Source organism: Candidatus Chromulinivorax destructor (assembly GCF_003366055.1).
GTDB classification, from domain to species: Bacteria; Babelota; Babeliae; order Babelales; family Chromulinivoraceae; genus Chromulinivorax; species Chromulinivorax destructor.
Genome location: NZ_CP025544.1, coordinates 528,504 through 555,462 on the forward strand (window position 1 = coordinate 528,504; position 26,959 = coordinate 555,462).

The 26,959-nt window shown below is 34.2% G+C and carries 33 protein-coding genes; 13 read left to right on the forward strand and 20 right to left on the reverse strand.

Annotated elements, in window-relative coordinates; translation table 11 throughout:
* Nucleotides 1-115 precede the first annotated feature (115 nt).
* Nucleotides 116-1,291, forward strand: coding sequence for an ankyrin repeat domain-containing protein (locus C0J27_RS02660; protein WP_115585650.1), 1,176 nt, complete (start codon nt 116-118; stop codon nt 1,289-1,291).
* Nucleotides 1,292-1,359: 68 nt separating this feature from the next.
* Here the strand turns inward: C0J27_RS02660 and C0J27_RS02665 are convergent, their stop codons facing one another.
* Nucleotides 1,360-2,115, reverse strand: coding sequence for an RsmE family RNA methyltransferase (locus tag C0J27_RS02665; protein ID WP_162801742.1), 756 nt, complete (start codon nt 2,113-2,115; stop codon nt 1,360-1,362).
* Entirely contained in the window at nt 2,105-2,743 is a 639-nt protein-coding gene (locus tag C0J27_RS02670) for a hypothetical protein (RefSeq protein WP_115585652.1), read from the reverse strand. The genes C0J27_RS02665 and C0J27_RS02670 overlap by 11 nt, the downstream gene beginning before the upstream one ends.
* A gap of 162 nt (nt 2,744-2,905) precedes the next feature.
* Between C0J27_RS02670 and gpmI the strand changes: the two genes are divergently transcribed.
* Complete coding sequence (gpmI, locus tag C0J27_RS02675; RefSeq protein WP_162801743.1) at nt 2,906-4,378, forward strand: 2,3-bisphosphoglycerate-independent phosphoglycerate mutase; 1,473 nt, start codon at nt 2,906-2,908, stop codon at nt 4,376-4,378.
* A 21-nt stretch (nt 4,379-4,399) separates the two neighbouring features.
* On the opposite strand, the gene C0J27_RS02680 is transcribed toward gpmI, so the two are convergent.
* From C0J27_RS02680 to C0J27_RS02705, 6 genes are all read right to left on the reverse strand, one after another.
* Nucleotides 4,400-4,807: a hypothetical protein gene (locus C0J27_RS02680; RefSeq protein ID WP_115585654.1), complete on the reverse strand. Its 408-nt coding sequence runs from the start codon at nt 4,805-4,807 to the stop codon at nt 4,400-4,402.
* Between the two features lie 165 nt (nt 4,808-4,972).
* Nucleotides 4,973-5,614, reverse strand: a complete 642-nt coding sequence (locus C0J27_RS02685; protein WP_162801744.1) for a GNAT family N-acetyltransferase — start codon at nt 5,612-5,614, stop codon at nt 4,973-4,975.
* Between the two features lie 115 nt (nt 5,615-5,729).
* The gene (gene truA, locus C0J27_RS02690) at nt 5,730-6,482 is read right to left on the reverse strand and encodes a tRNA pseudouridine(38-40) synthase TruA (RefSeq protein ID WP_115585656.1); all 753 of its coding nucleotides are present in this window, start codon (nt 6,480-6,482) and stop codon (nt 5,730-5,732) included.
* Between the two features lie 15 nt (nt 6,483-6,497).
* A complete protein-coding gene (gene rpsR / locus C0J27_RS02695; protein ID WP_115585657.1) occupies nt 6,498-6,785 on the reverse strand; it encodes a 30S ribosomal protein S18 in 288 nt (95 codons plus the stop codon).
* A gap of 9 nt (nt 6,786-6,794) precedes the next feature.
* Nucleotides 6,795-7,325, reverse strand: a complete 531-nt coding sequence (locus C0J27_RS02700) for a 30S ribosomal protein S6 (protein ID WP_115585658.1) — start codon at nt 7,323-7,325, stop codon at nt 6,795-6,797.
* Between the two features lie 197 nt (nt 7,326-7,522).
* Nucleotides 7,523-8,203, reverse strand: a complete 681-nt coding sequence (locus C0J27_RS02705; RefSeq protein WP_115585659.1) for an XRE family transcriptional regulator — start codon at nt 8,201-8,203, stop codon at nt 7,523-7,525.
* A gap of 109 nt (nt 8,204-8,312) precedes the next feature.
* Between C0J27_RS02705 and rnhB the strand changes: the two genes are divergently transcribed.
* Nucleotides 8,313-9,008 (forward strand): ribonuclease HII, encoded by a 696-nt coding sequence (rnhB, locus tag C0J27_RS02710; RefSeq protein WP_115585660.1) that lies wholly within the window; start codon nt 8,313-8,315, stop codon nt 9,006-9,008.
* Nucleotides 8,974-9,627, forward strand: coding sequence for a hypothetical protein (locus C0J27_RS02715; protein WP_115585661.1), 654 nt, complete (start codon nt 8,974-8,976; stop codon nt 9,625-9,627). Before rnhB ends, C0J27_RS02715 begins: the two co-directional genes overlap by 35 nt.
* Here C0J27_RS02715 and C0J27_RS02720 read toward each other — a convergent pair.
* Entirely contained in the window at nt 9,599-10,126 is a 528-nt protein-coding gene (locus C0J27_RS02720) for a hypothetical protein (RefSeq protein ID WP_115585662.1), read from the reverse strand. The genes C0J27_RS02715 and C0J27_RS02720 overlap by 29 nt on opposite strands.
* A 223-nt stretch (nt 10,127-10,349) precedes the next feature.
* On the opposite strand from C0J27_RS02720, the gene ftsY reads away from it, so the two are divergent.
* Together ftsY and prmC are read left to right on the forward strand one after the other, a co-directional pair.
* Entirely contained in the window at nt 10,350-11,267 is a 918-nt protein-coding gene (ftsY, locus tag C0J27_RS02725) for a signal recognition particle-docking protein FtsY (protein ID WP_162801745.1), read from the forward strand.
* Nucleotides 11,260-12,090: a peptide chain release factor N(5)-glutamine methyltransferase gene (prmC, locus tag C0J27_RS02730; RefSeq protein WP_115585664.1), complete on the forward strand. Its 831-nt coding sequence runs from the start codon at nt 11,260-11,262 to the stop codon at nt 12,088-12,090. The genes ftsY and prmC overlap by 8 nt, the downstream gene beginning before the upstream one ends.
* A 52-nt stretch (nt 12,091-12,142) precedes the next feature.
* On the opposite strand, the gene C0J27_RS02735 is transcribed toward prmC, so the two are convergent.
* From C0J27_RS02735 to C0J27_RS02750, 4 genes are all read right to left on the reverse strand, one after another.
* Nucleotides 12,143-12,541: a hypothetical protein gene (locus C0J27_RS02735; protein WP_162801746.1), complete on the reverse strand. Its 399-nt coding sequence runs from the start codon at nt 12,539-12,541 to the stop codon at nt 12,143-12,145.
* Between the two features lie 29 nt (nt 12,542-12,570).
* A complete protein-coding gene (locus tag C0J27_RS02740; protein ID WP_115585666.1) occupies nt 12,571-12,789 on the reverse strand; it encodes a hypothetical protein in 219 nt (72 codons plus the stop codon).
* Nucleotides 12,790-12,946: 157 nt separating this feature from the next.
* A complete protein-coding gene (locus C0J27_RS02745) occupies nt 12,947-13,255 on the reverse strand; it encodes a hypothetical protein (protein ID WP_115585667.1) in 309 nt (102 codons plus the stop codon).
* Between the two features lie 98 nt (nt 13,256-13,353).
* Nucleotides 13,354-14,253: a DMT family transporter gene (locus C0J27_RS02750; protein WP_115585668.1), complete on the reverse strand. Its 900-nt coding sequence runs from the start codon at nt 14,251-14,253 to the stop codon at nt 13,354-13,356.
* A gap of 114 nt (nt 14,254-14,367) precedes the next feature.
* Between C0J27_RS02750 and C0J27_RS02755 the strand changes: the two genes are divergently transcribed.
* The 5 genes from C0J27_RS02755 (at nt 14,368) to C0J27_RS02775 (ending at nt 19,079) form a co-directional block, all read left to right on the forward strand.
* Entirely contained in the window at nt 14,368-15,171 is an 804-nt protein-coding gene (locus tag C0J27_RS02755; protein WP_115585669.1) for a hypothetical protein, read from the forward strand.
* A 364-nt stretch (nt 15,172-15,535) separates the two neighbouring features.
* Complete coding sequence (locus C0J27_RS02760; protein WP_115585670.1) at nt 15,536-16,231, forward strand: hypothetical protein; 696 nt, start codon at nt 15,536-15,538, stop codon at nt 16,229-16,231.
* Nucleotides 16,232-16,361: 130 nt separating this feature from the next.
* The gene (mutL, locus tag C0J27_RS02765) at nt 16,362-17,291 is read left to right on the forward strand and encodes a DNA mismatch repair endonuclease MutL (protein WP_162801747.1); all 930 of its coding nucleotides are present in this window, start codon (nt 16,362-16,364) and stop codon (nt 17,289-17,291) included.
* Between the two features lie 80 nt (nt 17,292-17,371).
* Nucleotides 17,372-18,304: a DNA mismatch repair MutL family protein gene (locus C0J27_RS02770; RefSeq protein ID WP_115585672.1), complete on the forward strand. Its 933-nt coding sequence runs from the start codon at nt 17,372-17,374 to the stop codon at nt 18,302-18,304.
* Between the two features lie 37 nt (nt 18,305-18,341).
* Entirely contained in the window at nt 18,342-19,079 is a 738-nt protein-coding gene (locus C0J27_RS02775; RefSeq protein WP_115585673.1) for a carbonic anhydrase, read from the forward strand.
* Between the two features lie 45 nt (nt 19,080-19,124).
* On the opposite strand, the gene C0J27_RS02780 is transcribed toward C0J27_RS02775, so the two are convergent.
* From C0J27_RS02780 to C0J27_RS02800, 5 genes are all read right to left on the reverse strand, one after another.
* On the reverse strand, nt 19,125-19,550 hold the full coding sequence (locus C0J27_RS02780; protein ID WP_115585674.1) for an NUDIX domain-containing protein: 426 nt from the start codon (nt 19,548-19,550) through the stop codon (nt 19,125-19,127).
* The gene (locus C0J27_RS02785) at nt 19,547-20,518 is read right to left on the reverse strand and encodes a hypothetical protein (RefSeq protein ID WP_115585675.1); all 972 of its coding nucleotides are present in this window, start codon (nt 20,516-20,518) and stop codon (nt 19,547-19,549) included. Before C0J27_RS02785 ends, C0J27_RS02780 begins: the two co-directional genes overlap by 4 nt.
* Nucleotides 20,519-20,537: 19 nt before the next feature.
* Nucleotides 20,538-21,122, reverse strand: coding sequence for a hypothetical protein (locus C0J27_RS02790; RefSeq protein WP_162801748.1), 585 nt, complete (start codon nt 21,120-21,122; stop codon nt 20,538-20,540).
* Nucleotides 21,123-21,133: 11 nt separating this feature from the next.
* Complete coding sequence (locus C0J27_RS02795; RefSeq protein WP_115585677.1) at nt 21,134-21,328, reverse strand: hypothetical protein; 195 nt, start codon at nt 21,326-21,328, stop codon at nt 21,134-21,136.
* A gap of 70 nt (nt 21,329-21,398) precedes the next feature.
* Entirely contained in the window at nt 21,399-21,602 is a 204-nt protein-coding gene (locus C0J27_RS02800) for a hypothetical protein (protein WP_115585678.1), read from the reverse strand.
* Nucleotides 21,603-21,789: 187 nt separating this feature from the next.
* On the opposite strand from C0J27_RS02800, the gene C0J27_RS02805 reads away from it, so the two are divergent.
* Nucleotides 21,790-22,371: a hemerythrin domain-containing protein gene (locus C0J27_RS02805; RefSeq protein WP_115585679.1), complete on the forward strand. Its 582-nt coding sequence runs from the start codon at nt 21,790-21,792 to the stop codon at nt 22,369-22,371.
* A gap of 421 nt (nt 22,372-22,792) precedes the next feature.
* On the forward strand, nt 22,793-23,686 hold the full coding sequence (locus tag C0J27_RS02810; RefSeq protein ID WP_115585680.1) for a hypothetical protein: 894 nt from the start codon (nt 22,793-22,795) through the stop codon (nt 23,684-23,686).
* 75 nt (nt 23,687-23,761) lie between these two features.
* Here C0J27_RS02810 and C0J27_RS02815 read toward each other — a convergent pair whose 3' ends face one another.
* Nucleotides 23,762-24,352: a hypothetical protein gene (locus tag C0J27_RS02815; protein WP_115585681.1), complete on the reverse strand. Its 591-nt coding sequence runs from the start codon at nt 24,350-24,352 to the stop codon at nt 23,762-23,764.
* Nucleotides 24,353-24,363: 11 nt separating this feature from the next.
* Nucleotides 24,364-26,895 (reverse strand): hypothetical protein, encoded by a 2,532-nt coding sequence (locus C0J27_RS05775; protein WP_162801749.1) that lies wholly within the window; start codon nt 26,893-26,895, stop codon nt 24,364-24,366.
* Nucleotides 26,896-26,959 lie beyond the last annotated feature (64 nt).

Below are 26,959 nucleotides of genomic sequence, written 5' to 3' on the forward strand. Positions count from 1 at the left end.
CTCGTTTCAAATTGTAATAATTTGCAACAAAGAACCCCACCCCTTGCATTTCACGCTGAAAATAAACTACTATTATACATGCAAATAAAACATACTTTTAAAAAAGGAATTTATTATGAAATATACATATAGATTACTATTCATGTTATCACTCTTACCAGCAAGCTTACAACTAGAAGCAAGACATTATGGTGATTTTTTGCATGAAAAAGGAAATGACGTGCATGAAGATTCTGTAAATCATGATTTTAATTCATTAGCAGATGTCATGAAAATGATAGCACAACATAAAGCTCAAGGAACTTATGACGGTAGCACTCCATTACATTATTTAGCAAATGGTGATGAAAGTGATGCAGTTGAATTACAAATTGCTAAAGAATTAATGCAATCTCATCCTGAATTTATTAATGATCAAAATAATGAGAATCAGGAAAGCCCATTACATGTAGCTGCAGATTCAGAAAATTTTGAACTAATAAAAGCTCTTATTAACGCTGGTGCAAAAGTAAATGCTCAAGATGTCAATGGTAGAACAGCTTTACATTATATTGCTTTTGGAGACACTGAGAATGATGCTAACAATTTAAAAATAGCTCGATTTTTGATTGATCATGGAGCAGATCTGTCTATTATAGATGCTGTGCAACATGAAGAAGATGGAACTATTTTTGGAGGCCTAACAGCTGCTGATATAGCTGCTAAGTACAACACTGATTTAAAAATGAAAAAATTACTTGCTGATGCCTTAGCAAGTGAAAAAGGAAATGACGTGGATGAAGATTCTGGAAGTTTTGATTTTAATTCATTAGCAGATGTCATGAAAATGATAGCAAAACATAAAGCTCAAGGAACTTATGATGGTAGCACTCCGTTACATTATTTAGCAGAAGGTGACAACAATGATCAAGTTAATTTAAAACTTGTTAAAGAGTTGATACAATCTCACCCTGAATTTATTAATGATCAAAATAATGAGAATCGTGAAAGCCCATTGCATGTTGCTGTAGATTTAGAACATTTTGAACTCGTAGAGCTTCTTATTAACGCTGGAGCAAAGGTAAACGCTCAAGATCTAGGTGGTCGCACACCTTTACATTATATTGTCTTTGAAAACTATCACGCAGGTGATGCTAACAATTTAAAAATAGCTCAATTTTTAATTAAGCATGGTGCTGATGTATCTCTGAAAGATAACGATGGAAAAAATGTTCGCGATATAGCAATTGAACAAAAAGCTGAACCTGCGTTACGGTCACTTCTGTCAACTTTAAAAAATTTAAATATGTAAATTTAAATTAAAATAATCGGCTAAGAATAAAATATTCTCAGCCGATTATTTTGTATAGTATCATAATTCTACAATCTAAACAAACCAGAGACTAGACTAATTGCTCGCGTTGATCGAAGCACCGTGGGGGTTAGTAAACAAGCTACAAAGCCTGTTTGCTTGGTCAACTGCTTTTCAACATCAGTTAAATCACCTTCTGGACCAACTAATAGATAGTAGCTTTCGTGCATATCAATCGGACTATACCATGAAGAAAATGGCACACCCGTGACATCAAAATGAAATTTCTTGCCTGCAGTAGGAGTTTTTAACCAATCAGTAAGTTCTACTGGTGGCAAAATAGTTGGATAAGAAAAATCTTTTGACTGCTCTGCTGCTGCAATAGCAACGCGTTCTAATTTTTCTAATAATTTTGACGTGCAAGGTGTTTGGGTCTTTTCAGTTGAGAGTAACTGAATCGTCGTGATTCCAACTTCAGTTAAAGAATAAATAGCATCAGAAAGTGCATCAATTTTTAATAATGGAAGTAAAAAAGTTATTGCTGGCATAACTTTACTGTTAACTTTTCTATCTTTCCAAATACCGACAACTTTATTCTTACCTTCGCATCGCAAAAATAAAAATGAAATATTATGCTCTTTATCAAAAAGTATAACAGAATCACCTGGTTTTATACGAACAACATGCTTAAAGCGATGATACAGTTCATCAGAAGTGAACGTAATATCACCTGGATCTGTATCATGCGTAAAAGCTGAAACATCATTGCAATAAAATGCAAATTCATGTTTGTTTTCTTGTGATTTTTTTTTCTTATTCAGCATATTTTGATTTAAACCATTCAAGAGTAGAATTATATGTTTGCGTTACCTGCATTTGTCCATACGCCCATGCAACATACGAAAGAAGTACCATAGTTTCATAATACGATAACTCCCTTGGCTCAGCTATTTGTTTGTTGCAATCAACAATAGGAAGATCACTATTTTCAATGTCGGCCCAATCATCGTCATCATCATCTCCAAAAAGATCATACAACATATCATCTTGCTGGAAATCAGGATTATCTATAAAAAAACTATTTTTTACTATAATAATTTTTACAATCTGAAAATCAGAATCTATTTGAAAATTAATGTATAAACCCTCTTGTTCTTGGCAGATAATCTCATGACAATTTATTTGCGAAATAACATCATCAACAGATTGTTGTAAAGATTGCATGTTTATCATTTTTTGTGACATATCTTGTTGAGTATACTCAATTTTATTATCTTGAAATATAGATGAGCCAACAATATGCTCATTTCCATCTGTGTCACAAGAAAAAAGAATAAAAGAATTTTCGATACATACATCACGAAGAGGTATTGCTACTGTTTGTATGTACGCGTAAGCATCAAACGACCACATAATACTGCATATTGCAATAATTCTAAGCTTTTCAAACATATATTTCCTTTTTATTAAAATCTAAAATCGATATATACTTTGACTATACATATCTGATGAATTTAAATTCAATGAATCCAATGTATATCAGTTTTTATAAAATTTTAATCACTTTTCAATGGTTTAAAAAACCTCATGAATATTAAACACTTGAGGATCAACATGTCATCGGCACCCGTGAATATTTTAATTATTCTTGATGGCCTTGGAATATCTGAGCAGAACTATTATAATGCTTTTTTTAAAGCATCTACTCCTCATCTTGATAGATGGAAATTTGAACATTCTTACACAACTTTACAAGCTGCTGGAACATTTGTTGGCTTGCCTGATGGCTATAATGGAAATTCTGAAGTTGGTCATTTTGCTTTAGGGTCAGGTAGAATTATGAAGCAAACTTCAACATTATTAAATCACTCTATGCAACAATCTATATTACAGAACTCTGACATCATAGCAAATCTATTAAAAAAATTCAATACAAACAGGACTGTACATCTCTTGGGACTCGCATCCAATGGGAATATTCATAGCAATATTGATCATCTTAAAGCTTTGATATTTGTATTAAAATCTCATGACATCACTAATATTTTAGTCCACGCAATTCTTGATGGTCGAGACACAGCCCCACAATCAGCTCAACAGTTTCTTGATGCTATTGCAACTGATTTAGAAAAATATAAATGCGGAAAAATTGCATCAATACATGGAAGATTTTATGCCATGGACAGAAATAATAACATGGATAGAACGCAAGCAAGCTTTTCAATTTTAACTCAAGAACAAACATCCAAAACATCTTATACGGATAAAATAAATCAAAGTTATGATCAAAATATAACTGATGAATTCATACAGCCAACTGCATGCATAGAAAATCATACGATTCAACAAGGTGATGGGGTTATTTTCTTTAATTTTAGGCCAGACCGCGCAATTCAACTGACTCAAAAAATTTTAGAACTTGATCTATCTTTTTTTGTAACCCCTGTGCTATACCACGCATCACTTGCAACAACGCCATTAATTACAGCTGCAAAAGCAGATAACACCCTGCTTGAAGTTATATCTGCTCACAACAAATCCATTTTTACCATCGCAGAAACTGAAAAATATGCACATGTTACCTATTTTTTTAATGGACATAAAGATATCAGACTGCAAGGTGAAGTACGAGTCTTAGTTCCATCTTTAACTGATGCTGATATTAAAAAAAATCCATGCATGCAAGCTGAAAAAATAACTGCTCATGTTCTAGAATCTTTACACACAAATCCATCTGATTTTTATCTGATCAACTATGCAAATGCAGACATGATTGGTCATTCTGGAAATTTAGATGCAACTATTGCAGCAATTGAATGCTTAGACAGAGAATTAGGACAATTATATGAAGAGGTTGTTACAAAGCGCAACGGGATTATGTACATAACAGCTGATCATGGTAATGCTGAAGTTATGCACGATACAATAACAGCACAACCATGCACAAGTCATACAAGTAATCCTGTACCTTTTTACATGTTATCATCAAACAACAAAGAAGATTTAACACTCACATCTCTTGCAGATGTAGCGCCCTTTATTTTAGAAAACATGAATATTACTGTTCCTGATGAAATGAAAAAATAAAGACTAGCGCTGATTTTTGTCCTAATTACCTACTTGATAAAAATCAAATATTTCCTGGGCTTGACTGTAATCAACTTGATACTGTTGCTTAAAAATTTCATCAAAATTTGTGCGCTCTAGCATAACCGATATTGATCCTTGTTCTCCATGTACAATTGCTATAACAGGATTGTATTTAAAAAACGATGCATGTAAACATTGCATAGCTTTGCGTTCAGTATATGAGGCTGCAATTACTCCATTGATTGCATGGCAAGCAGTACGTTGAGGATAGCTTTCATCATGCTTGCATAACAATGCGATTTCTGCACGCAAAGCTGCTTCATTAAGCATTTTACAATATTTTTGTTCATCAAAAGATGCATAGCAAATTTGAAAAAACATACAAAGTGAACTTACTAAAAAGATGTATTTATTAATTGTATGCATGGGGTTTCTTTCTAAAAAAATACTAATAATTTTAAAATTTCTTATGTAGAACTGTGTTTAATCTACCTTAAGAAATAGTAAATTCAAAATAACTTTTACAAAAAAAGCTTATGACAAAGAAATCTCTTTGTCATAAGCTTTTTTAAATTTTATTAACCAAATCTTTTACAAATTTCTAACTTGCTGAAGTCTTCCATAATTAACTGCATGTTTGTCATAACGTAATGCAGCTGAATTTATAGCTTTATCATGATCATCTACATTTTTTTTAGCTGGATACCAGACTAAATCCATATATTTATCTTGATAATGAGCAATATCTTTAAAACCAAACTTACCTTCATATAATGCACGAGCTTTTGTATTAGCTAAACGAGTAAAAATAGTAATCTTTGCAGCACCACGAGCAATCATATCATCAATAACAAATTGAAGCATTTTTGTTGCATACCCTTTTTTGCGATGATCTTTATCAACTGCTAAAAATAGTAAATGCCACCAATATAATGATTTTGGATAATATGCAAGAAAACCAATAGTTTGGCCACGCTCACGCAACACTTTTAATACCAGCTTATCAGATTTTGTATGCTGTGTTTCGCTGCGATTATCAAGCATAAAATCAACTGAATAGGTATTCATGCTTTCATCACTAATAAGCATTTTCCATTCATCAGCAAATATTTTTTTTATTGCTGCTTTATCTCGTGATTCAACATAGTCAACAATACCATTGTCATAAAAAAACCATGAGTATGCAAAAAATAGTCCCAGAAGACATGTAAGTATGCCTATAATTTTTTTCATGTTAGAGCCATAATGCCTAAAAAATTTTATCATCAAACTTCCTTTAAATATGAGCTAAAAATTTGTAAGTAAACTTATAAAATAAGATAGAGTAAACGGTCACAAAAATATAGATCTAAAGAACTTGTGACTCGTAGACGATCTCATACAAAAGTAATCCTTTTGATGGAGAATTAGGAAGAGTTTGCTCAGAATTTTTTGCATCTAATGCAGCTTGAACATCATGATGAGAAAGGTCATCTCGCGAAGCAACCGTTAAACAAGCTCCAACGATACGACGAATCATATAACGAAGAAATCCCCGGCCTTTCACCACAATCACATGAGCCTGCATAGCATCGTCAAATTCTAAATGAATAGAATGAACGGTGCGAATCGTACTTTTCATATCATAGCCGGTGCAAAAAGAACGAAAATCATGTTCCCCTACTAAAAGTTGAAGGGCTTTATTAAGCTCATCAAAATCTAATGGTCGTTTAAAATACCAGCCACAATGCTGAAATAAAGGCATTGGTCGTTGAACAAAAAAGAAATATTTATATGTTTTGAGAAAAACATTATGACGAGGATTAAAACCCTCAGGAACAATTGCTATGTCTCTGATTAAAATATCATCAGGTAAAGCATTATTCCATGCAAATTTTAAAGTTTCAGGTGCGATCTGCATAGCCAATGTAAAAGTTGCAACTTGCCCAAGGGCATGCACTCCTGCATCGGTACGAGACGCACCTGAAATAGTAATCTTCTGTTTAAAAACAGACTCGAAACAATCCTGCAAAATTTGCACGACAGTAATATTATGGTTTTGAAATTGCCACCCGTGATACGCAGTGCCATCATACGCAACTATAATTTTATACGCTGTCATACAAAAAATTCGCTTCTAGTAAAGAGTTGCGCAGTATGGTAATAATGCCATAATACGAGCTTTTTTAATCTCTTTAGAAACCATTTTTTGATATTTACAAGTGTTACCAGAAATACGAGCTGGTAAAATTTTACCACGTTCTGTTAAGAATTTACGTAAGAAACCAGCGTTTTTGTAATCGATTTCTGAAACTAGTCCAGGGTTGTTACAAAATCTACAGTGTTTAGCACCGCCTGAAGAATCTTTGCGTAGTTTTTTCTTTAAAAGACGCGCACTGATTTTTAATTTAATTTTTTTAGTCATAGCTTAATCCTACTCGTTATGATCTTCGAAATCTTCTTCATCTTCTTCATCAAAATTTACTGAAGAAGTTGCAGCTTTACCAGCTACTCCACCAACAATAGATTTTTCTTCAGGTTTTCTGCCTTTAAAGCCACCACGTGGTTTTAACAAGCCTTCCATGTCATTTTTTTTCAAAAATGAATCTACATCAGTCGGAGTATCTTCGAGAGATTCAGGACGTTTGTATTCTAAAGAAGTACCTTCTAAACGATGAATCATGTTTTTCATAATCAAAGTGTTAAATTTGAAAATGTAAGAAGCACGAATATCTTTTAACAATGCATCACGGTTTTCTAAAGCAACTTCAAAACGTGCTAAGAAATAAACACCGTAATCATTTTTTTTAACTGGATAAGCCAGTCTGTACTTGCCCCAACGCTCAAAAGAAAGCATTTCGCCTTGAGCTGAACGAACAGCTTTCAGGAAGTAAGACTTAATTGACTCAGTTTCATCCCCAGTAATCTCAGGGATAGTCAGAAATAACATTTCGTAACGTAACATACGCGCCCTATATGGATACTATACCCTGTAGATGATTACAGGCTATAATAGGTTAAACAAACAGTATTTAATATAAAAAGTGTATCAGAACCATAGTATTTTACTAGTTTTGATACACTTTTCATGTATTTCAAAATGAAAAAAGTAAGCAAACCTGATTATATAAAGATATACAAAGAGGTTTCACTTGTGCAATCTTACGCTAATCTTTGAATTCTTTGAACAACACGCCCAATAATTCTAAAATGATCTTTACCGCGTACTAAAGCTACTGGAGCTTCTTTATGGTTAACAGATTCAAGAACGATAAAATCGTCTGTGTATGTTACACGCATAATAGCTTTTACTGGAATATCGTTACCAAATTCTACAGCACCAATATCACCTGAACGAGTCCAAACCTCAGGAGAGATAATTAAAAAATCACCTTTTGTAAATGTTGGGAACAAGTTATTGTTATCGATTGATAATGCAAACATAGCATTATCAGATGTGTTTAATACTGGAACAAAAACTTCTTTAAATCCAGTTGTGATTTGCATTAATTGATTGTTGTATGGAGACGGGTTTGATGGAACATCGCCAACCACTGGAACAACTTGAATTTTAAGACTTACATCAGAAGTTTCTGGTAAGCTAACATTGTTGTCAATATTATCAGTTCTTTTGCGACGCTGAGCGAACAGCTCTAAAGGACTTAGCTCGAATGCATTTGCTAATTTTCTTAGCGAATCTTCATTCCAACGTCTTGTGCCATTTTTAATATGAGTTAAATAACTTTCAGACATTCCTGTTTTTTCAGCTAAAACTTTAGTCGTCCAGCCTTTTTCACGCAATAATTCTTTTACTCTTAGCTCTGTAGATGTTGAAAAAGACATTTCTTTCCTCCCGGTATCGGAAAATTTTTGGTAGTATAATAAATAAAAACAACTTATTACTATAAAGAGTATCTACAGGCAATTATTTGTCAAATGAAATAATTTCACAATGAAAGAAAAAAATATAAAAACGCAAGAAAACAATCCTATTCTATTTGAACTGGAACAAGGATATTGGCGTGAAAATAAAATTATTTGCGGTATTGATGAAGTTGGCAGAGGTTCTTTAGCTGGGCCTATTGTGACTGCTGCCGTCATTTTAAACCCCCATGCTATAAACGTTTTTTTAAAAGATTCAAAGCTCATGACAAAAGTTCAGCTTGAAATTATTTCAAAGTGGATCATGATGAACAGCACTTACAACATTGGTATAAGTAACAGCAGAATCATTGATCAAAAGAATATTTATGCTGCAACACAAATAACTATGAAAAAAGCACTATTTCATCTGTTGCAATCAACTGAAAAACAGCCTGATCTCATAGCAATTGATGCCATGCCACTCCCGTTAATTAATACACCCTATGAAAAAATCCCTGTTGCCTCATGGACGCAAGGTGAATCAAAATCAGCATCTATAGCAGCTGCATCAATTCTTGCAAAAGTAACTCGTGACAATATTATGAAAATTATGCATAACTCTTTTCCAGGCTATGGATTAGAAAAACATAAAGGATATGGAACAGCTGCTCACATACAAGCGCTTAAAAGTAATAAGGCTTGCGTTGTACATCGCTCAACATTTATCAAAAACTTTAAAGGAAAATCTGATGAAACAGCAAAACAACAAAGCCTCTTCAGTTAAAACAGACGAAACTTTTTTTGCTGAAATTCTTGAAAGCAACATTACCAACTGGCAAGCTCAAAGTTGGAAGTGGGATGCCATTCCTGAATTTGGTTCACTTGTCATTGCAACATCTGACAATCGTACGTTATTTGGTATTATTTATGACATTACAACAGGCCCTATTGACCCAATACGACAACCAGTTGCTTATCAAAAAACTCAAGAAGAACTCTTACAAGAACAACCACAAATTTTTGAATTTTTGACAACTTCTTTTTCGTGTCTTTCAATTGGTTATCAAGAAAATAATCAATTTTTTTATAACTTACCGCCACAGCCACCAAAAATGCATACATTTGTAGGCAATGCGACAACAGAACAGTATGCAACATGTTTTTCACATGAGCATTTTTTACACCTTATATTTAATACAACAGAACAGATCAACAGAGAAGAACTTTTACTTGCAATCATACGGCATCAATTACAACACAACGTATTAACCAAAAAACGACTCAATAAATTTATTGAATCGTTTTTTATGCTTAACAGGAATAATTACTTGCAAACAAAAATGTTTTTACCTCGTTTGCAAAAACTTTTAGAATCTACTGCTGGCTGGCAGGAGCTGGCATAACAATAATTTGTGGCCGAGTTTGTTGCTGCTTACCAAAAGAACCAAGTGCATACCCCCCAGTAGCACCAAGAACAACTCCAACCATTGCAACTCTTTTTTGGCCGCCTTCTTTTAACCACGTAAAAAAGCATTCAGAAAAACTTTTTGACCCATGGTGATTAATTTGCACGTTTTCAATAACAACCGACTCCGCTTTTCCAAACAAACCTGATTTATTCATATGAATCGACTTGCGAGAGCCATCTTTTAATGAATCTTGTATCATAGGCTCAATAACTTCTGCCTGCTGGACGGTATCTTTTAAAGAATCTTCCAGCTGAGTTTTTAATTTTTGCATATCATACGTCTTTATCTTTTCTGCAAAAGATGTTGCTTGGGTCTGAACTTTCTGAGATATCTGCTTTGAATAAACCGCCAAACGACTAAGATACGAAGCCTGTAATCCATTACAAAAACAAATTATTACTCCAAAAACAATGCAATACAATTTTTTAATCATGATAAAAACCTTTTTTAATATGTATATAATTAAAGATACCAGTCGATGTCTTTGCACGCAAACGGTGATAGGTATATTTAATGGTTCTGACTATCACATCTTTTTTGCACAATTATAAACAAAGTGCTTTGCGAAAATATTTTTCTTTGTGATACTTAATTAAAATAAAATGAGTCATTTTATAAGAGAAAATAACTCACCAAAAAAATTTAAAGGGTTATCTATGTTTGGCTTTATTAAAAATACATTACAAAAAATCTATAGTGCTGTTACTTCTCATTTCGTCTCTATATTTGCACAAAAAAAAATATCTCCAGAAACTTTAACTGAAATTGAAAAAATTTTAATTACTGCTGACACCGGTATTACCACAACAAAAGTAATTATTTCTTCACTTGAAAAACAGTATGCTGCAGGTACGATTGTCGATGGTAAGCAGCTTCAACTAGCTTTAGAAAAAGAGCTTCTTGCAACCCTTGCACAAGCTCAAACAGCTCCAAAAAACTCTTCAATTTTCTTGCTTATTGGCATTAATGGCAGCGGCAAAACAACATTTGCAGGCAAACTTGCATATTCATTTGTAAGCAAAGGTAAAACATGTATTCTTGCTGCCGCTGATACCTTTCGTGCAGCAGCTCCTGAACAACTCAAGTCATGGGCAACTGCGAGCGGTGCTGATATTTTTATGGGCAGCGCTCACCAAGACCCTGCTGCAATAGCCTTTGGAGCAACAGAAAAATTTAAACAGTCGCAAGCTGATGTTTTAATTATCGACACTGCGGGCAGACTGCAAACCAAAGAAAATTTAATGCGAGAAATCGAAAAAATAAAACGAGTTATTCAAAAACAACTTCCAAATGCAACAATTCATACACTTTTAACTGTCGATGCTATGCTTGGGCAAAATTCATTTCAACAAGCAAAAATATTTCATGAAGCAGTAAAAATTGATGGCATTGTCTTAACTAAAATTGATGGAACTGGTAAAGGCGGCATCATATTTTCTATCACACAAAATTTAAACATCCCGGTAGAATATATTTCATACGGTGAAAAAATGGGCGATATGAAGCTGTTTAACTCGCAAGAATACGTCACCAGTCTCTTAGGATCATTTACTGATAAACAAACTCATGAATAAGCTCATTTTACAAATTACCCAAGCTACCAGCTTATCAACACAGCAAGCCTGGTGGTTGCTGGAACATGTTACAAAAAAAAACAGAACCCAACTTGAGTATAATCCCCATGAGTTATCAGACGATGAGCAAGCTCAACTTGCTCATTACGTTCAAGAAGTCGCAGTTAAGCACAAACCACTTGCTTATATTCTTGGCTTTGTACCTTTTTTAGATCTTGAACTTATCGTACAGCCTCCTACGTTAATACCACGCCCAGAAACTGAGGCATGGGTACATGAAGTTATCTGTATGTTGAAAGAAACAAATATAGAAAATTTACGCATATTAGACCTTGGGACAGGTTCTGGCTGCATAGGGTTATCTCTTGCACAAGCACTTCCCTTAGCTCAAGTTTACTGCCTTGATATTGCTCAATCAGCAGTAGATCTTGCTGCAAAAAATGCTCAAAAAAACAATATCTTGAACGTTAGATTTTTACAATCTGATCTTTTTGCACAACTGCCGCAAGGGTTAGAGTTTGATTTGATAGTTTCAAATCCGCCTTACATTGACCCTGCTGTTCAACTGGACAAATCAGTTGCAGCATGGGAAGATCATGGAGCGCTCTTTGCAATAAACAAAGGTATACAGATTATTGAGCAAATTATACAACAGGCTCATCATCACTTGAAAAAAAATGATGCACTTAATTACCAATTGATTATGGAAATCGATGCATCTCAAGGTGATATCGTACAAAAATTATTAGAAACTTATAATTTTAAAAATATACAGATCAAAAAAGATCAATTTGATCGTGATCGTACTGCATGGGCTCAATAAAAAAGCTTCATGTTTTATGATGAAGCTTTTTTATTTTTAAAATTTCAGTGGCTTAAAACCAAGATGAAGATTTTTGTTTTTCTTCAACTTTTGGCTTTTCTTGAGATTTCTCCATTTCTTCATATTTATAAGCCGCATACAAAGCTGCGTATAATGATGCACAAGCTCCTGTTGCAACAGTGCCTCTATTTGGTAAATCCTTTGTTGCTTCAAATGATCCTAAACCATAATTAACTACATAACTGCACGTACCAACGACCAATGCAACATCAACACTTTTTAAAATTATATCAGTAGATGCAATCGATGCTTTTTGTAAAGGCGTCCCATGCTTTGCTACATGCTTGCGGGCATCACTATATTCACGTAGAAACTTTTCAAACTCAGATTCAGGCTTTGCTACAACTAACGAGCTCATCATCAACAAGCTTATAAAAAATAATTTTTTCATTTTTTGATTTCGATTTATTTAATACAAAATTAAGATTTTTTTTCTTCTTCAGATTTCTGCATTTCTTCATACTTATAAGATATGTACAAAATAGTCAATACTGATAAAGATGTTATTACTGCAATATTTCCTCTATCTGGCATGTCTTTTGTTGCATCAAAAGATGCTAAAATAGAATCAACAACACAACTACATCCACCTACAGTAAGTGCTACAGGAACAGCATCTAAAACTAAATTTATCGACATTATTGATGCTTTTTGAAATGGTGTACCATTTTTTTTAAGTTCATGAACAACATTCAAAAAAATATATAACTATTGTAAGAATAACAAAGTGATGTTTTTCTTATAAGATGAAACGATGGCTTCAAAAAAAAGGCTTTTTTTTGAAGCCAAATAAATTTTAAGCAATCTCTTCTTGATCTTTATTTTGTTGAGCAAGCCAATCTTCATACAAAGATGAAGCAAAAAATACAGAGTACAAAGTTACGCAAGCCGCTAAAATTTTTTCATCTTTACAATCCATGTTTCTTGTTGCTTCAAATGAATTAACAATAACTTGACCAATACATGTTGCGATTCCGATTGCACAAGCACCTTTTACAGCAGGCCATATGCTAGAAACTATTTTATAATTTGCTTTATCAAATGCGCTATCTGCAAAAACAGGCATACTTACGAACAACAATGCAGCTAGCATTAGTTTTTTCATAGAAATTCTTTCACATAAAAATATATAACAATATACCTGTATTGTAATAACTCCTACGCAAAAGTAAAATGGCGGCACCTGTTTTTGGCTTTGTCTTTTTAATGCGTTCGTAACTCTTCTTGATAAAATAAATAGAGTCCACACCCAAGCCCAAGCAAAGCAAAAAGCGATATAGAAGATATCTGATGCCCTAAAAATAATGATGCATACAACATACCAAATGCTGGTTCTAAAAACCCTGCAAATGAAATAAATGTTGGGCTATATCGTTTGAGAAGCGAAGAATAGAGGTTGTAACCAATTGCAGTTAACATGGCAAATAACAATAACAGCCACCAAAAGCTCTCGGTCAGCTGCATGCTAAAAATAGCATCCCTATCAACCAAAATATTAAGAACTAAGGTTATAGCTCCACCCACGGTTAACGCCATGCCCGTCAGCAATGATGAGGACACGTGAACAACTTGTGATAACTCTTTGTGTAAAATCCAACCATAAGAAAAGGAAATAATAGCAGCTGCAAAAACAATATAGCCTGCTAAAGCCATAAACCAGGATACTTGGTTAAAATGGCCATGGTTTGATTCTAATACAATGGGAATTACTGATGCAAAGCCAATGGCAAGGCCCAATAATTTTGTTCTGTTAAGTTTTTCATTGTGCAAAAAATAAAGCATGAGTGCCGTAATAAATGGTGAAAGCACGAATAAAAAACATGCTTTGACAGGGTCAATATACTGCATCCCCCAGGAAAAACCGATGGCAGAAAACGTGTATAAACAAAATGCATAGCTAAAAAAAGATGGTCGAAGTAGTTGGCGCAACTGCTCCCACACTGAATTTTTATGTTTGGATAAATATAAACTTAATAAAATAATTCCACTGCCAAAAATTCGTGCACCTGCAACAAATAATGGATAATGATTCGTCGACATAATTAAACTATTTAAAAACATCGTTCCCGTAAAACAAAGATATAAAAATATAAGTGCTACCACATAACCCCCTTTAGGTTTAATAACTATTATTCATAATTATAATTTTTGATTTTTTTAAATACAAGATTATACTCCAATAAACCAACCTAACTTCCAAATAGAAGGAATAGCTCAATGAATCTAAAATCTATTTTTTTGATACTATCATCTATCGCATGCAACACTATGCATAGCTCGCAGGTTGATGTAACAGCAGAACAAAATCCCCAAGCACCACAAAATATCCAAACAACTTCTCAAGAAAAAGCAAAAGTAACCTCATATCTAACACCTCCATCAATAAAGCCTGTAGATGCTACGCCAGCACCTTCAAATTTTTTTACAACAGCTGCTTATGGAATTTTAAAACATGCAGGAAAAACAGATTACGAAATATTAATGGACCTTGCTAAATCAGGTACTTTACAAGCTGACTATGCAACAAATCGAAGTGAAGCTTTTAATCGATTTAATGCGGCTGCAAGAGAGCGATTTAAAGAGAAAGATTTATTATTAGCTCAGCAACAGGAAAAAATAGCTAACCTATTTAGCACTGCAAACAAGATCGACGCTGATTTTGTTTTAGCAAAAGCATTAGCTGCTGAATATTTCACCTTACAAAAAGACGCTCTAGAAAAAACTTTAAAAAAACAAGCAAATGAAATTGAGCCCGCATTGCGAAAAATAAGAAATGATATTATACAGCAAGCTGACAAAGATTATATTGATGCGCTTGCCAAACAATTAGAACATGCACATCACGCTGCATCAAATTGCCAATACCTTTACAGAGAATCTAAAAGCTCAGAGAATTTTACGTTGCAAAAAGATGAGCATTATCAAAATATTAAAGCATTCTCTGAACTGCTTGCAACTATTAATCAGGACGTAGAAATTGCAGATGATACAAATTTGTATCATCTACCAAAGAAAAAATAATTAAATATAGTAGGGCTAAAATTTTTAAATTTTAGCCCTATTTCTCTTTCTAGGTTCTGTGAACAAAATTTTTACGAAAGAGTTTTGCCCTACGTTTTCTACGAAAACTCCGGGAATTTGCTGGCCGGTGGGCCTGATACACTCTTTTTTTAGATAAAAAAGCGTAAAGTGGCCGCCGCCACTCATGTTTCCGGAGATGAGCGGAGCGATATCGTAGGATTGCATGCTACTTTTAAATTTGGTTAACTCAGCCTAGTCTTGCTATTGACTCTTTACAATGTTTTATTAAAAAAGCATTGAATAGTCGTTCTTTTAATTCTATACTGTGCATGAAATAGTACATTATTATTTAAAAGGGGTTTTCATGAAAACATTTCGCATAGCATTAACAGCAGCAATGTTACTATCGTTACATGCAACATACTTCTGTATGGAATCAACTGACAAACCTGCCCTTACACGCACATTAAGTCATGATGGAACAAGAAAAGTTCTCACTGGTAATAGTGGTGGCTTGTTTGGATCGGGAATAGATACCCTTAATAAATTAGGGCAAGAGTACGCACCAGGCTATGTCTATGCACTTGGATCAGATAAACACGCTCAAAGTCGCTGGGAAAATGTTGGTAAACATGATATTAAAACTCTAGAGCATGCCTATAAGTATGTTGCAGCTGTACAATCTAAAGGCTGGAACATATCTGAAGATGCATTAAAACCTTCACGTGATTTAATTAAAACTGATAGAAATAACAAACGGGAACTAAGTGTTAAATCTTTCAATGCACTCAATGAAAAAGGTTTACAACTTATTTATGCTTCTGCTGAAAGACAAAAACAAAAAAAATCACATACACCTTTAGATTTACAAGACCTTGAGAATCTAAAGAATTTACAAGAACTCCAAGCTCAAGCTCGTGCGCACAAAGATTTACACAATGCAACATATAAAAAAAATCTTATAACAACACCTATTAACATTCAAAGTATGGATAAAACAACTCCAGAAACTTATAAAAAACAGATTGAATACTTAGGGAAATTACACTCAAAAAAATAGCCTTCTATTTAAATAGATCCAGGAAAAAAGCTCTGATTCGTCAGGGCTTTTTTCTTGCCCATGGAAAAAAATATCGAATCTGCTATACTGAGTATGTCGTAATTTTCTTATGCAAAACAAAGTATGTACTATGACAAACCTTAATAAAATCAAAATATTACCAGCTCACGAAGCAATTAAGATCGCCGCTGGTGAAGTTGTTGAACGTCCAAGTAATATCATTAAAGAACTTGTTGAAAATAGCATCGACGCAGGCTCTACAAAAATTACCATCACCGTGCATCAAGCAGGTACATCATTAATTATTATCACGGATAATGGCTGCGGTATGTCGGCAGATGATGCAAAATTATCAGTCGCTCAACACGCAACAAGTAAAATTACAACGGTGCATGATCTTGAATCTATTACAACTTTTGGCTTTCGTGGCGAAGCTCTTGCAAGCATTAACTCTGTAAGCAAACTAAGTATTACGACAAAAACTGAATCAGATCAAACTGGTACTTACATTGCTTGGAGTTTTGGAAATTTAATCGAAGAATCATTGCGAACGCATCAAACCGGTACAACCATACAAATTGCTGATCTGTTTGAAAATATTCCTGCCCGTAAAAAATTTCTTAAAAAAAATGAAACTGAATTTCGAGCAATCGTCACGCTGTTTCAGGCTCTTTGTTTAGACTACCAGTCTATACATTTTCAGCTGTATGATGAACATAAGCTTCATTTTAATTGTCCTGCAGTTACCAAGCTTATAGATCGCTGCGCACAGCTATTTGATTTTAATTTATATAATAAAATGATACCGCTCACAGAACTAACAAACTCCTTATGCTCAGTTTCTGGTATTGTTTCGGTTCCTAGTTATTATCGCTATGATCGCAATCAGATTTTTATTTTTGTTAATAATCGCTGGATTAAAAATATCGATATAACCAAAGCAATTATGAAAGGCTATGCCGGGCAACTTCCTCCACAAAAATTTCCTGCTGCTGCAATTTTTATTACCTTACCTTCTGACCAGGTTGATGTAAACATTCATCCAAAAAAGAAGAAATAAAGTTCTTACATCCAAAAAAAATTGAAGCCGTAATTATCAATAGCTTAAAAGCAACCTTTGAAGAAACAGTCTCTGCCCAGATGCCAACATCTTTTGCGCAACCAAAAACAACTGCTCAATACCCTGCATTTTCTGTTGAGGTACAAAAATCTCATCAATCTATCAACCCTATCGATATAAAAACTTTTAATAATTTTAATTCTTTTGATATTACAGCTGATAAAAACAACTCAATTCCAACAAGTTATAACAGCACCTCTGTCGATACCAAAGTTGAAGAAGAAACAATAGAATTTACCCCGCCAATGTTTGCATCGCACGCATTTCAAACTCCGGCACAACATCACGATGAAAATATTGAACCAGTGTACGAACAGATAGAAATAACACAACATCATGATGCTATTATTATAGGCCAATACAAAACAACCTATATTTTGTTTGAAAAAAATAGCAATTTAGTTTTTGTTGATCAGCATGCGGCACATGAAAGAATTTTGTACGAACAGTTCAAAAAAAACTTTGCTGATATTGCAACAGTACACCTGATTTTTCCTGAATTTATTAAATTATCATCGCATGATATTATGACAATAACACCGTATCTTTCGCTTTTGCGTGATCATGGTATTCATGCAGAACTTTTTTCTGATACACAGCTCATGGTTCAAGCAACACCAGTTCACCTAAAAAACCAACTGTTACATGAAACAATACAACAAATCATTAGTTGGATTGATACAATCGATGAAAATGACCCTGCAAGAATATCAAACCTGCTCCATGAAAAAATTCATACAAAAATGGCATGTTCAGCTGCTATCAAGGCTGGTGAAAAATTAAATTTACAACAAATGCAGCAATTATTAGATGATCTTGCTAGAATAGAACATCGATACTCATGCCCACATGGTCGCCCAACATTTTGGATCTTGCCAATTGAAGACATTGAAAAAAAATTCAAGCGCGATTATGGAAAAAAATCAGAACAATTTTATGATTTTTTATCATAAGAAATCAATCTTAATATCTACGAAAATCTAATACAATATGACCTATACTTACTCTCAAATTCCCTGGTTACTTTGCCTTATTCTTATTGCGCTTGTTTTTTATTTATACTTACGATTAAGTCAAAATACCCCTGTTATAAAAACAAATAAATTACGAAAAAATATGTCTGCACAAGAAGCTCTTGACATGCTTTTGCAAGGAAATAATGAATATATTCAAAGTGGGACCTCAGAATTTGACCGCAAATCTGTAGCTCATAGCCAACATCCATGTGCAATCATTTTAAGCTGCTCAGATTCACGCGTCTCGCCAGAACTCATATTTAATCAACTTCACGTTGGTAATTTATTTATTGTGCGTAATGCTGGTAACATCTTAGACGAGATGGTTCTTGGAAGCATTGAATACGGAGTCAAACACCTTGCCTCTCCATTGATTATTGTGCTCGGACATGATCGATGTGAAGCTATAAAAGCGACTGTTGAGTCTGTACTTGAAAATCAAATCGAATGCTCAAGCCACATCAAACATATTATTAATATTATGAAACCAACAGCTCAAGATATTATTGATGATATGAAAATAGGAACAGAAATCTCTGTAGAAACTAAAAATGAAATTATAAAAAAGACTGCTTTTGCAAATATTCATCGAGTTATGAGTAAAATATCTCAAAATTCAGTCATTATATCACAAGCCTTACAAGAAAATAAAATCAAACTCGTTGGAGCTTATTACGATTTAGATCACGGTAATTTACGATTTATCGATTAACTAAAAAGGCTCATGAAATTATTATCTAATTTCATGAGCCTTTTTTTATTTTATGTTCCTGACAATCTCTTTAAGTGATGCAAGCAGCGGCTGCATTGCATCAAAAACAATAAATTTATCAAGATCTTCAAGATCTATCCAATGTCCCTGCAAAACTTCGACAGGACATAAGTTAATCGAACCTTGCACAGATGCACAAAACAACATAACTTCTTTTTGATACGTAACTTTTCCATGCCCTTTATACATAACAAATAATGGTTCTACGGGATAATACGCAACAACAGACAGTCCAGTTTCTTCAAATAGCTCTCGTTCTGCAGATTCTTTTGCAGATTCATTTTGTTCTGCATGCCCTTTTGGAAAGCTCCAATAACTATTCGTCTGCTGCACAACAAAAGATTGCCATCTACCATCTACTTTTTGCAAAGGGATAATTCCATACGAATAGTCTTTTACAAGTGCACTCATGATGCACACTCACATGAACTACAACTTGGCTTATCAATTGCAGGACAAGCAAGTTGTCTATAGGTGTGAGCTTCTACCAGGTAATACCACACCATGACAAAAACCCAAAACATAAATCTAAAAAGCGCTGTCAAGATGCTTTGCATCATAATAACCATATCAAGAGACATAACATGAATCAAAAATTGAGAGCTGATATAATCAAAAATATAGCCACCAATAACAAAAAGAACTGCGCCACTTACCAAGAATAAAAAGATAGATGTTATTTGAAGTATAGATATTGCAGATAAAAATTTCATTTTACCACAGGTCATATGCAAACTTGCTTGTATAGATTTTCTTATACACAGCTTATATTCAAACAGATGCATGCCAACAAATCGAAGCCGTTGATACATATAATTATATATAAACAATGCTCCAAATAGTAAAACTAACAATAAAAGCGTTGCCCATGCTGAATCCATTGCTTGCAATCCAAGATATTCAAGCCAATTATCATGAAAGTTTACCAACATCATCCGTACGAAGAAAAAAGTATAGACCGTTATCATAAAACTAAGAATAGGTCCTTTAATAGAAAAACCTCGCATTGCAGAATCAAAAGCCAGGTCTAAAGCATTTTGGATAATAACGATAGGAAATACAATATAAAAAAGCATGTCACAAAGAATTGCGGCAACAAGTTTAAAAATCAATAAAAAAGAACTACAATTCAATGCTAATTCATAATATTCTTGGCCTAATATATATTCAAAAGGACGTAATCCAAGAAAAACATCAGGAAACGAAATTATAAAGGAACCCGGCAAAAAAATATAAAAAGATAACAAGGTATATATGAGTGTTTGCAGCCCACAGATGTACAGCCAAGTATTTATATTATTTGCAATATCATAGCGAGCAAGAGCGAAAATTTTCATAATCGATTGCCACATATTTTTAAAACTTATAGGTATATTCATAGCTCTCCTTATTGTGTTTTTATAAATTTTCAGATTCAACTAATGCTTTAAACAGATGTGATCTTATAAGCAAGCATAAGGGTGATACAAGATATAATTCAACTACTATGCCACATACAAATAACAATAAAGCATACATAGCAATCACAGCTAATTCAGGTGTAACCTCAATATTGAATCCAAATTCACGATACATAATATTGAATCCAAATTGCCAAGCAATAAAAATGAAAAAAGGCAATAGTGGCAGTAAGAAAAATACTCCTTGCAACAAGCTTGATACTATTAACAGCCAAGAGCGATTTTCTGTCAGATTCCAACTTTCATTAAAAGCACGAGTTATTGAACCTTGTTGTTCTAGTAAAATTTGAGGAATGAAAGAAACTCTTAAAAGAAAATATGCAATCAAAAAATATAAAACCAATGAAACAATAAATATAACTAAATTTGAATTATTCACTCCAATATTTGATACACTACTCAAGGATCCTGTAAAAAGTGTTGCCAAAAATAGTTTAAAAGTCCCAGTAGGAATCTTAAACCATGATACCTGACGATTATATACAATATCTAATACATTTTTAGTAACAATTGTTGTATACAAAAAAATCATGCCTAATAAAAAATAAAAGCCAAGCATCCAAAAAATACATACGCTTTACTCAATAAAGCACATGCAACACAAATATATGTCATCAAAATAGATACAACAATAAAAATTGACGTCAAAGCAAAAAGTGTAAACTTCCATTTTTTTAAATCAGCCCATGATGTTTGTAGTATTGATACAATTGATAAGTTTTTGTTCATAATAAAATCCAATAAATTTAGGTGCACGTAATAATTTTTTGAACATACCATATAATGGTAATAAAAAATATTATCGCTTAAATTGATCTTTAAAATAATTTTGAGAATAATAGTACACTGTTCTATCCACAGCAAGCATGCGCAAGCCTTGCATAATAAAACTAGCACCGACAAGCAAACATACAATTTGAAAAAATAGTTGCCATGCAAAAAATAGTATAAAAAACACACCGACTAACAAATATGCATATCCTGACATACGATTTGCTACCATATAACAACTCCTTACCTCAACTCAATAATTTTTATATAACTATTTTTACTTTTTTATTATAAAGCAATTATACAATATTATACCATAGACTCATACGTAACATTTTTTTAAAATAAAAACAGTTGAAATCATTATGTAAATTTGCCATTTTTAAGAATATTTCACCCCTTAACAATCGAAAGTCATTATGCATAAAAATCATGAAGAATTTGACGTACCATTAACTGAAGACTTAATGCGTGAACATGGGATTTTAAATAGAATTTTATTAATCTACCAAGCTGTTATTGATAAAATTAAATACAAGCAAGAATATCCCCTTTCAGCTTTAGCACAATCAGTTGAAATCATTCAACTGTTTATCGAAGGTCATCACGAACGCATGGAAGAAGATTATATTTTTCCATTATTTGAAAAACATAAAAAAGAGCTTACTATTATTGCAACGCTCAAGCAACAACACATTCAAGGGCGCGAAATAACCGCAAACATACAATCGATATTAGATGGTGACAATGCTCATGATCATGCAGTTCAACTCAAAATAAAGCCCCTGCTTGAACAATTTATTGACATGTATCGACCACATGAAGCTCGTGAAGATACAGAAATTTTTCCAATGGTTCGCTCTTTTTTAACTGAAAAAGAATTTGAAGAGCTCAGCGAAAAATTTGAACAGTTTGAACACCAACTCTTAGGTGAGCATGGTTTAGAAAATATCATGAAAAAAATACATACTATAGAAAAAAATCTCAATATCATATTTTAAATAGCATACACAACACCTGGATAATAGTTCTTATTACCCAGGTGTTGTGCTCCTTACTCTTGAGGTTCTCTAAACCAAATGTGTACGAAAGATTTTTTCCTTACATTTTCTATGAAAACTCCCGGAATTTTTTGACCGGCAGGCCTGATGCACTTTTTTTAAATCTTAGTCAGGTTTAATTTCTCAAATTTTGCTTCGTTTTTTGCATAAATTGACCTAATTTTTCATGAAAAAAGCGTAACGTGGCCGCCGCCACCACTGTTTGCCAAGATGAGCGAAGCGATATCGTAGGATTGTACACAAGTTTTAAATTTGGTTCACACAGCCTAGAAAAAACAATTTGAAGACAATCTCTTGAAATATACAGTTCATAAAATATATAATATTTTCATATAGAAATTTTATATAAAAAGGCATAAAAATGAATATATATACAAAAACATTGTTTGCGTTCTGTTTTGCTATTTCTTACAGCGCATTATCTATGCATAAAAATGATATGTTAAATCTTGAGATTAAAGCTCTTAAATCTGAAAATAACTCTTCTGTTTATCAATATTATACAAACAATCAACCCCAATTTTCATTAACATATAACGAAGATGAGTCTCAAGTAATCCTCAAGTACGAAACTGCTAACAAACAACCTGTTGAAATACAATTAATACATAGAAACAATACATGCGATCAACGTAATTTTGAACAAATGCCTTTTTTTAAAGCTTTAGACCAACTTGATACATCGAAACAAATGCTTGCTTTTAAGCCATTAAGAACACCTCGTCTGTATTCAGAAATAGGAATTTATTCAGAATATGGCGTCAACAATACAACTTATTATGATTATAACAACCGCAATAGACGAATTTATTCCCGATCAACCTATGACAATTCAAACTCAACCAAAGAAAAATATTTAAATCCTGCTTTTTTTGACCAACCTGAATTTCAAGGTAAAGAAAATACTGTAGTAAATACTGGGTATTCAAACAAAGATTATGGAATTATGTTTGAACGAAGTACTAATGAATATGGCAGTATTATAGAAGTTTATTATACGAACGATTCTGATGTTATAACTTTTTATAATCCTTCAAGATTCCCCCTGTTTCAATTAACTATCAACAACCATGACTATAGCGCTCATCTCACTACTTATAACAAAGATTACCATCTTTTCTCAACGTGCTACACAGTTGAATCTGTTATAGGGACTCCAAATGATATTGATAACTACAAATTTCAACAAAAGCGACGTCAAGTCAATCTTGCAAATAATGTACATAATAAAAAAATGAAAACGTCAGCAAATTAATTATTTTAAAAAGAAGAGAAGTGATAGTACTGTCAGAGACTATCACTTCTCTTCTTTTTGATTTTTTAATCCCAATTAAAACTCATAACCAAAACTCATGCCAAAAACAAAGCCTCCAAGTTGAATATTGCCACCGCTATAAACATTAGGCGTATTTGAATCAATAATTTTATTTTCATACGAATATTCACCAAAAAAACCCAGTAAAAAATTATCTGCCAGCTGTACATTCAGTCCTGTATTTACAAAGCAACCAATACCTGCACTATTAATAATGCTATCAACATACGAAGAATTATTTTCCTGATCAAAGCAAAAATAACGTGGCCCAACTGCAAAAAAATAAGAACATCTTTTACCAAAATTAAATACTGGCCTGAGACCAATATCAACAGGTATCACCATGATTTTTGTGCTTTGACCACTATCTAATGCATGACCCCATGCCTCTCGAAATCCGACACTTCCATAAAAATCAAGGTGATCATATACCGGTATCGATGCACTTGCTTGAACTTGAAATCCCCCATGATCATAAATTTGATGCATAGGTTGTGCAGAAAAGAAAAAATAGCCAGGTTTAATCTCGAGCCAGGAACGTAGATCAGATGCATGCTGCGTTAAAGAACACAGCAATCCAAAAAATACCATAATTTTTTTGTACATAGTTCAACCTTTTATAATGATGAAACTGTAACAGTGACTGGTGAACTGACATTACCATCGCTATCAAATGCAACTAACCAATATACGCAAGAAGTACCTGCTGGCCGATTATGATCTTGATAACTCAAGGTCGCTGAGCTGACCGTTGCAATCTTTATTTCATCACGGTAGATATAGTAGCCAGTTACTTGTGATGATGAGCTTGCTGCCCATGTTAATTGATTATATAACTCATACTGAAATCCAAAATTATTCTTTTTTCCAACGCCTTGAAAGTTAGAAGCTGCTTGTAGAAAACCTAAGAAATTAAATTGAATATACGTCGGACTACCAACTGGTAAATATGAAAGTGAATAATTTGGAATTTCTCCTGTAAATGAAACTGTATCAAAAGTACCTGTAATACCACTTGAAGTAAGAATCGTATACAAGCCTGGCTGAGCATTTTGATCAATAGCAATCTCTAAAACTCCTGCTAACTGTGCAAATCCGGTAACAGAAACTAACGACGTCCCACTGGAATCAATTTCGATATGCACAAGGCTTCCCAGCATTTGGCCTGCTGCAGGGCTCAATTGTAAGCTACCAAGTGTCAACGATTCACCTGTATCTGGCCAAATAGCACCAGAGTTAGCAAAAACAGAACCTGTAAGAGTTCCCATTCCGCTCAATGTTCCTCGCTGTAAACTAAAACTACTATTTCTACAAACATTCATAATTGCTTGGCTTATAGTTCCATTCACTTTCAAATTTGCATTATTAATCGAGATAGTCCCTTGATAGTCAGTTGTTCCATTATAAACAACAGTTCCATCTCCTCTTACATTCACACTGGTACCTTGTCCACCAAAACTCGTATCGTCTACAAATGAAACTTGCTCGCCAAGTGTTAAAATATCATCGCTTTGCAATGCTATCAAAGTTAAAGATGAGCCTGAACGGAGAAAAATACTATTTCCTAAAGCTGAACCATCTAAGCCACTTGTTGCATCGGGCTGACGACCAATGCCACCAGTCCCTGCTTGAGTTGTGCAATTTGTTGTAGTAAAAACAGTTGGAATACCAGCAAGGGCTTGAATCGTAAAATTCAAATTACTATCTACAAAAATAGCGCCTCCTAGCCCACTACCTCCGCCACCTCCACCTCCACCAGAATTTAAACTCACTGTGTTAGCACCTGCACCCCCAGCTCCTCCGCCAAGATTACCTAGATCAGTACCGCCTAAAGCATTTAAACTATTGGAAGGGCCACCACCGCCTCCACCGCCTCCAGCAGTCGAATTACCACCTGTTGCAGGGGTTGTACCAGATGAATTTGCACCTCCACCGCCACCGCCTCCGCCAACTCCACCAAAACCACCTTCTACCGTATAATCGGCATCGTAAGCACCTGTCCCAGCTCCACCTCCACCACCGCCGCCATAGCCACCAGCTCCAGCTGCTCCATCGATTGAATTTGAACTAGCAGTAGTAACAACTCCTGCCCCTCCACCTCCACCGCCATCAGCACCATTTCCACCTGATGGAGTTGCGCTACCTCCCGGTGCAATGATACCTGTAGGCTGCATTCCATTACCTCCGCCAGAACTTCCACCCCCTCCACCTCCAAAAAATCCGGGTGTAATAGCGCCTCCTCCGCCACCCCCGCCAGCATCATTACCTCCAGTATAGCCACCTGCTCCATCACCAGCAGGATCTAGTAATCCATATCCATTTCCATTTTGTCCGTCAGTTTGATCTGATCCTCCATGACCTAAATTTGTAGGAGTACCAAGTACAGCCCGAGAACCAATACCGCCACCGCCACTGCCTCCGCCTCCGCCGCCAGAGGGATTGTCTATTGACACAGTAACATCACCACCGTTACCACCAAAGCCGCCTCCTCCCCCTCCTCCAGTAAAACCAGTTGTTACAACAGATCCACCTACACCAGCAAATCCTCCGCCGCCTCCACCACCTTCATCACCAGTCGGAGATACAACAGTAAAAAAACTTCCGCCATCACCGCCGACAGCAGAACAATCATAAATCAAAACATTTATCAAGGTGATTGAAGGGTATGAACCATTTAAAAACGATTGAGGCGCATAGATCGCTCCACCTGCACCAAGGCCCCCACCTCCTCCAGAGATGCCATCTCCTCCTCTTCCACCCTGTGCAATACAATTTTGAAATATCATATTTTGAATCGTAACATTACCCATAGGGATAAAAAACCCAGGATAGATATTCTGTCCATCAATAGTAACGGTTGGAGTCAACCCTGAATTTCCAATCGTAATATTTACTGAATTTGCAGAGTTATTGATAATTGGCAAAATTCCATTCAATTGAATAGTCATTGGAGTATCAAAAACAATTTCATAAGAATCATCTGGACTTGAATTTAATTCTTGATTCATGGTATTTAGACAGTACCTTAAATCCCCTGCATCTCCCATGTCACCAGGGTTATTATCAGTAGATACTGTTACCTGAAGCGTTGTTAACGCGCACAAAGAATGTGATAGCAACAAAAATATCAAATACTTATACTTAAACATTACAACAACCTACTCATTTAAAAATTGTACACCTATTTTGTAGCATCATAGTGCATAAAAATTT

Coding starts and splice junctions, on each gene's coding strand:
- C0J27_RS02660 (WP_115585650.1), top strand. CDS start 116: ATGAAATATACATATAGATTACTATTCATGTTATCACTCTTACCAGCA.
- C0J27_RS02665 (WP_162801742.1), bottom strand. CDS start 2,115: ATGCTGAATAAGAAAAAAAAATCACAAGAAAACAAACATGAATTTGCA.
- C0J27_RS02670 (WP_115585652.1), bottom strand. CDS start 2,743: ATGTTTGAAAAGCTTAGAATTATTGCAATATGCAGTATTATGTGGTCG.
- gpmI (WP_162801743.1), top strand. CDS start 2,906: ATGTCATCGGCACCCGTGAATATTTTAATTATTCTTGATGGCCTTGGA.
- C0J27_RS02680 (WP_115585654.1), bottom strand. CDS start 4,807: ATGCATACAATTAATAAATACATCTTTTTAGTAAGTTCACTTTGTATG.
- C0J27_RS02685 (WP_162801744.1), bottom strand. CDS start 5,614: ATGAAAAAAATTATAGGCATACTTACATGTCTTCTGGGACTATTTTTT.
- truA (WP_115585656.1), bottom strand. CDS start 6,482: ATGACAGCGTATAAAATTATAGTTGCGTATGATGGCACTGCGTATCAC.
- rpsR (WP_115585657.1), bottom strand. CDS start 6,785: ATGACTAAAAAAATTAAATTAAAAATCAGTGCGCGTCTTTTAAAGAAA.
- C0J27_RS02700 (WP_115585658.1), bottom strand. CDS start 7,325: ATGTTACGTTACGAAATGTTATTTCTGACTATCCCTGAGATTACTGGG.
- C0J27_RS02705 (WP_115585659.1), bottom strand. CDS start 8,203: ATGTCTTTTTCAACATCTACAGAGCTAAGAGTAAAAGAATTATTGCGT.
- rnhB (WP_115585660.1), top strand. CDS start 8,313: ATGAAAGAAAAAAATATAAAAACGCAAGAAAACAATCCTATTCTATTT.
- C0J27_RS02715 (WP_115585661.1), top strand. CDS start 8,974: ATGAAACAGCAAAACAACAAAGCCTCTTCAGTTAAAACAGACGAAACT.
- C0J27_RS02720 (WP_115585662.1), bottom strand. CDS start 10,126: ATGATTAAAAAATTGTATTGCATTGTTTTTGGAGTAATAATTTGTTTT.
- ftsY (WP_162801745.1), top strand. CDS start 10,350: ATGTTTGGCTTTATTAAAAATACATTACAAAAAATCTATAGTGCTGTT.
- prmC (WP_115585664.1), top strand. CDS start 11,260: ATGAATAAGCTCATTTTACAAATTACCCAAGCTACCAGCTTATCAACA.
- C0J27_RS02735 (WP_162801746.1), bottom strand. CDS start 12,541: ATGAAAAAATTATTTTTTATAAGCTTGTTGATGATGAGCTCGTTAGTT.
- C0J27_RS02740 (WP_115585666.1), bottom strand. CDS start 12,789: ATGTCGATAAATTTAGTTTTAGATGCTGTTCCTGTAGCACTTACTGTA.
- C0J27_RS02745 (WP_115585667.1), bottom strand. CDS start 13,255: ATGAAAAAACTAATGCTAGCTGCATTGTTGTTCGTAAGTATGCCTGTT.
- C0J27_RS02755 (WP_115585669.1), top strand. CDS start 14,368: ATGAATCTAAAATCTATTTTTTTGATACTATCATCTATCGCATGCAAC.
- C0J27_RS02760 (WP_115585670.1), top strand. CDS start 15,536: ATGAAAACATTTCGCATAGCATTAACAGCAGCAATGTTACTATCGTTA.
- mutL (WP_162801747.1), top strand. CDS start 16,362: ATGACAAACCTTAATAAAATCAAAATATTACCAGCTCACGAAGCAATT.
- C0J27_RS02770 (WP_115585672.1), top strand. CDS start 17,372: ATGCCAACATCTTTTGCGCAACCAAAAACAACTGCTCAATACCCTGCA.
- C0J27_RS02775 (WP_115585673.1), top strand. CDS start 18,342: ATGACCTATACTTACTCTCAAATTCCCTGGTTACTTTGCCTTATTCTT.
- C0J27_RS02780 (WP_115585674.1), bottom strand. CDS start 19,550: ATGAGTGCACTTGTAAAAGACTATTCGTATGGAATTATCCCTTTGCAA.
- C0J27_RS02785 (WP_115585675.1), bottom strand. CDS start 20,518: ATGAATATACCTATAAGTTTTAAAAATATGTGGCAATCGATTATGAAA.
- C0J27_RS02795 (WP_115585677.1), bottom strand. CDS start 21,328: ATGAACAAAAACTTATCAATTGTATCAATACTACAAACATCATGGGCT.
- C0J27_RS02800 (WP_115585678.1), bottom strand. CDS start 21,602: ATGGTAGCAAATCGTATGTCAGGATATGCATATTTGTTAGTCGGTGTG.
- C0J27_RS02805 (WP_115585679.1), top strand. CDS start 21,790: ATGCATAAAAATCATGAAGAATTTGACGTACCATTAACTGAAGACTTA.
- C0J27_RS02810 (WP_115585680.1), top strand. CDS start 22,793: ATGAATATATATACAAAAACATTGTTTGCGTTCTGTTTTGCTATTTCT.
- C0J27_RS02815 (WP_115585681.1), bottom strand. CDS start 24,352: ATGTACAAAAAAATTATGGTATTTTTTGGATTGCTGTGTTCTTTAACG.
- C0J27_RS05775 (WP_162801749.1), bottom strand. CDS start 26,895: ATGTTTAAGTATAAGTATTTGATATTTTTGTTGCTATCACATTCTTTG.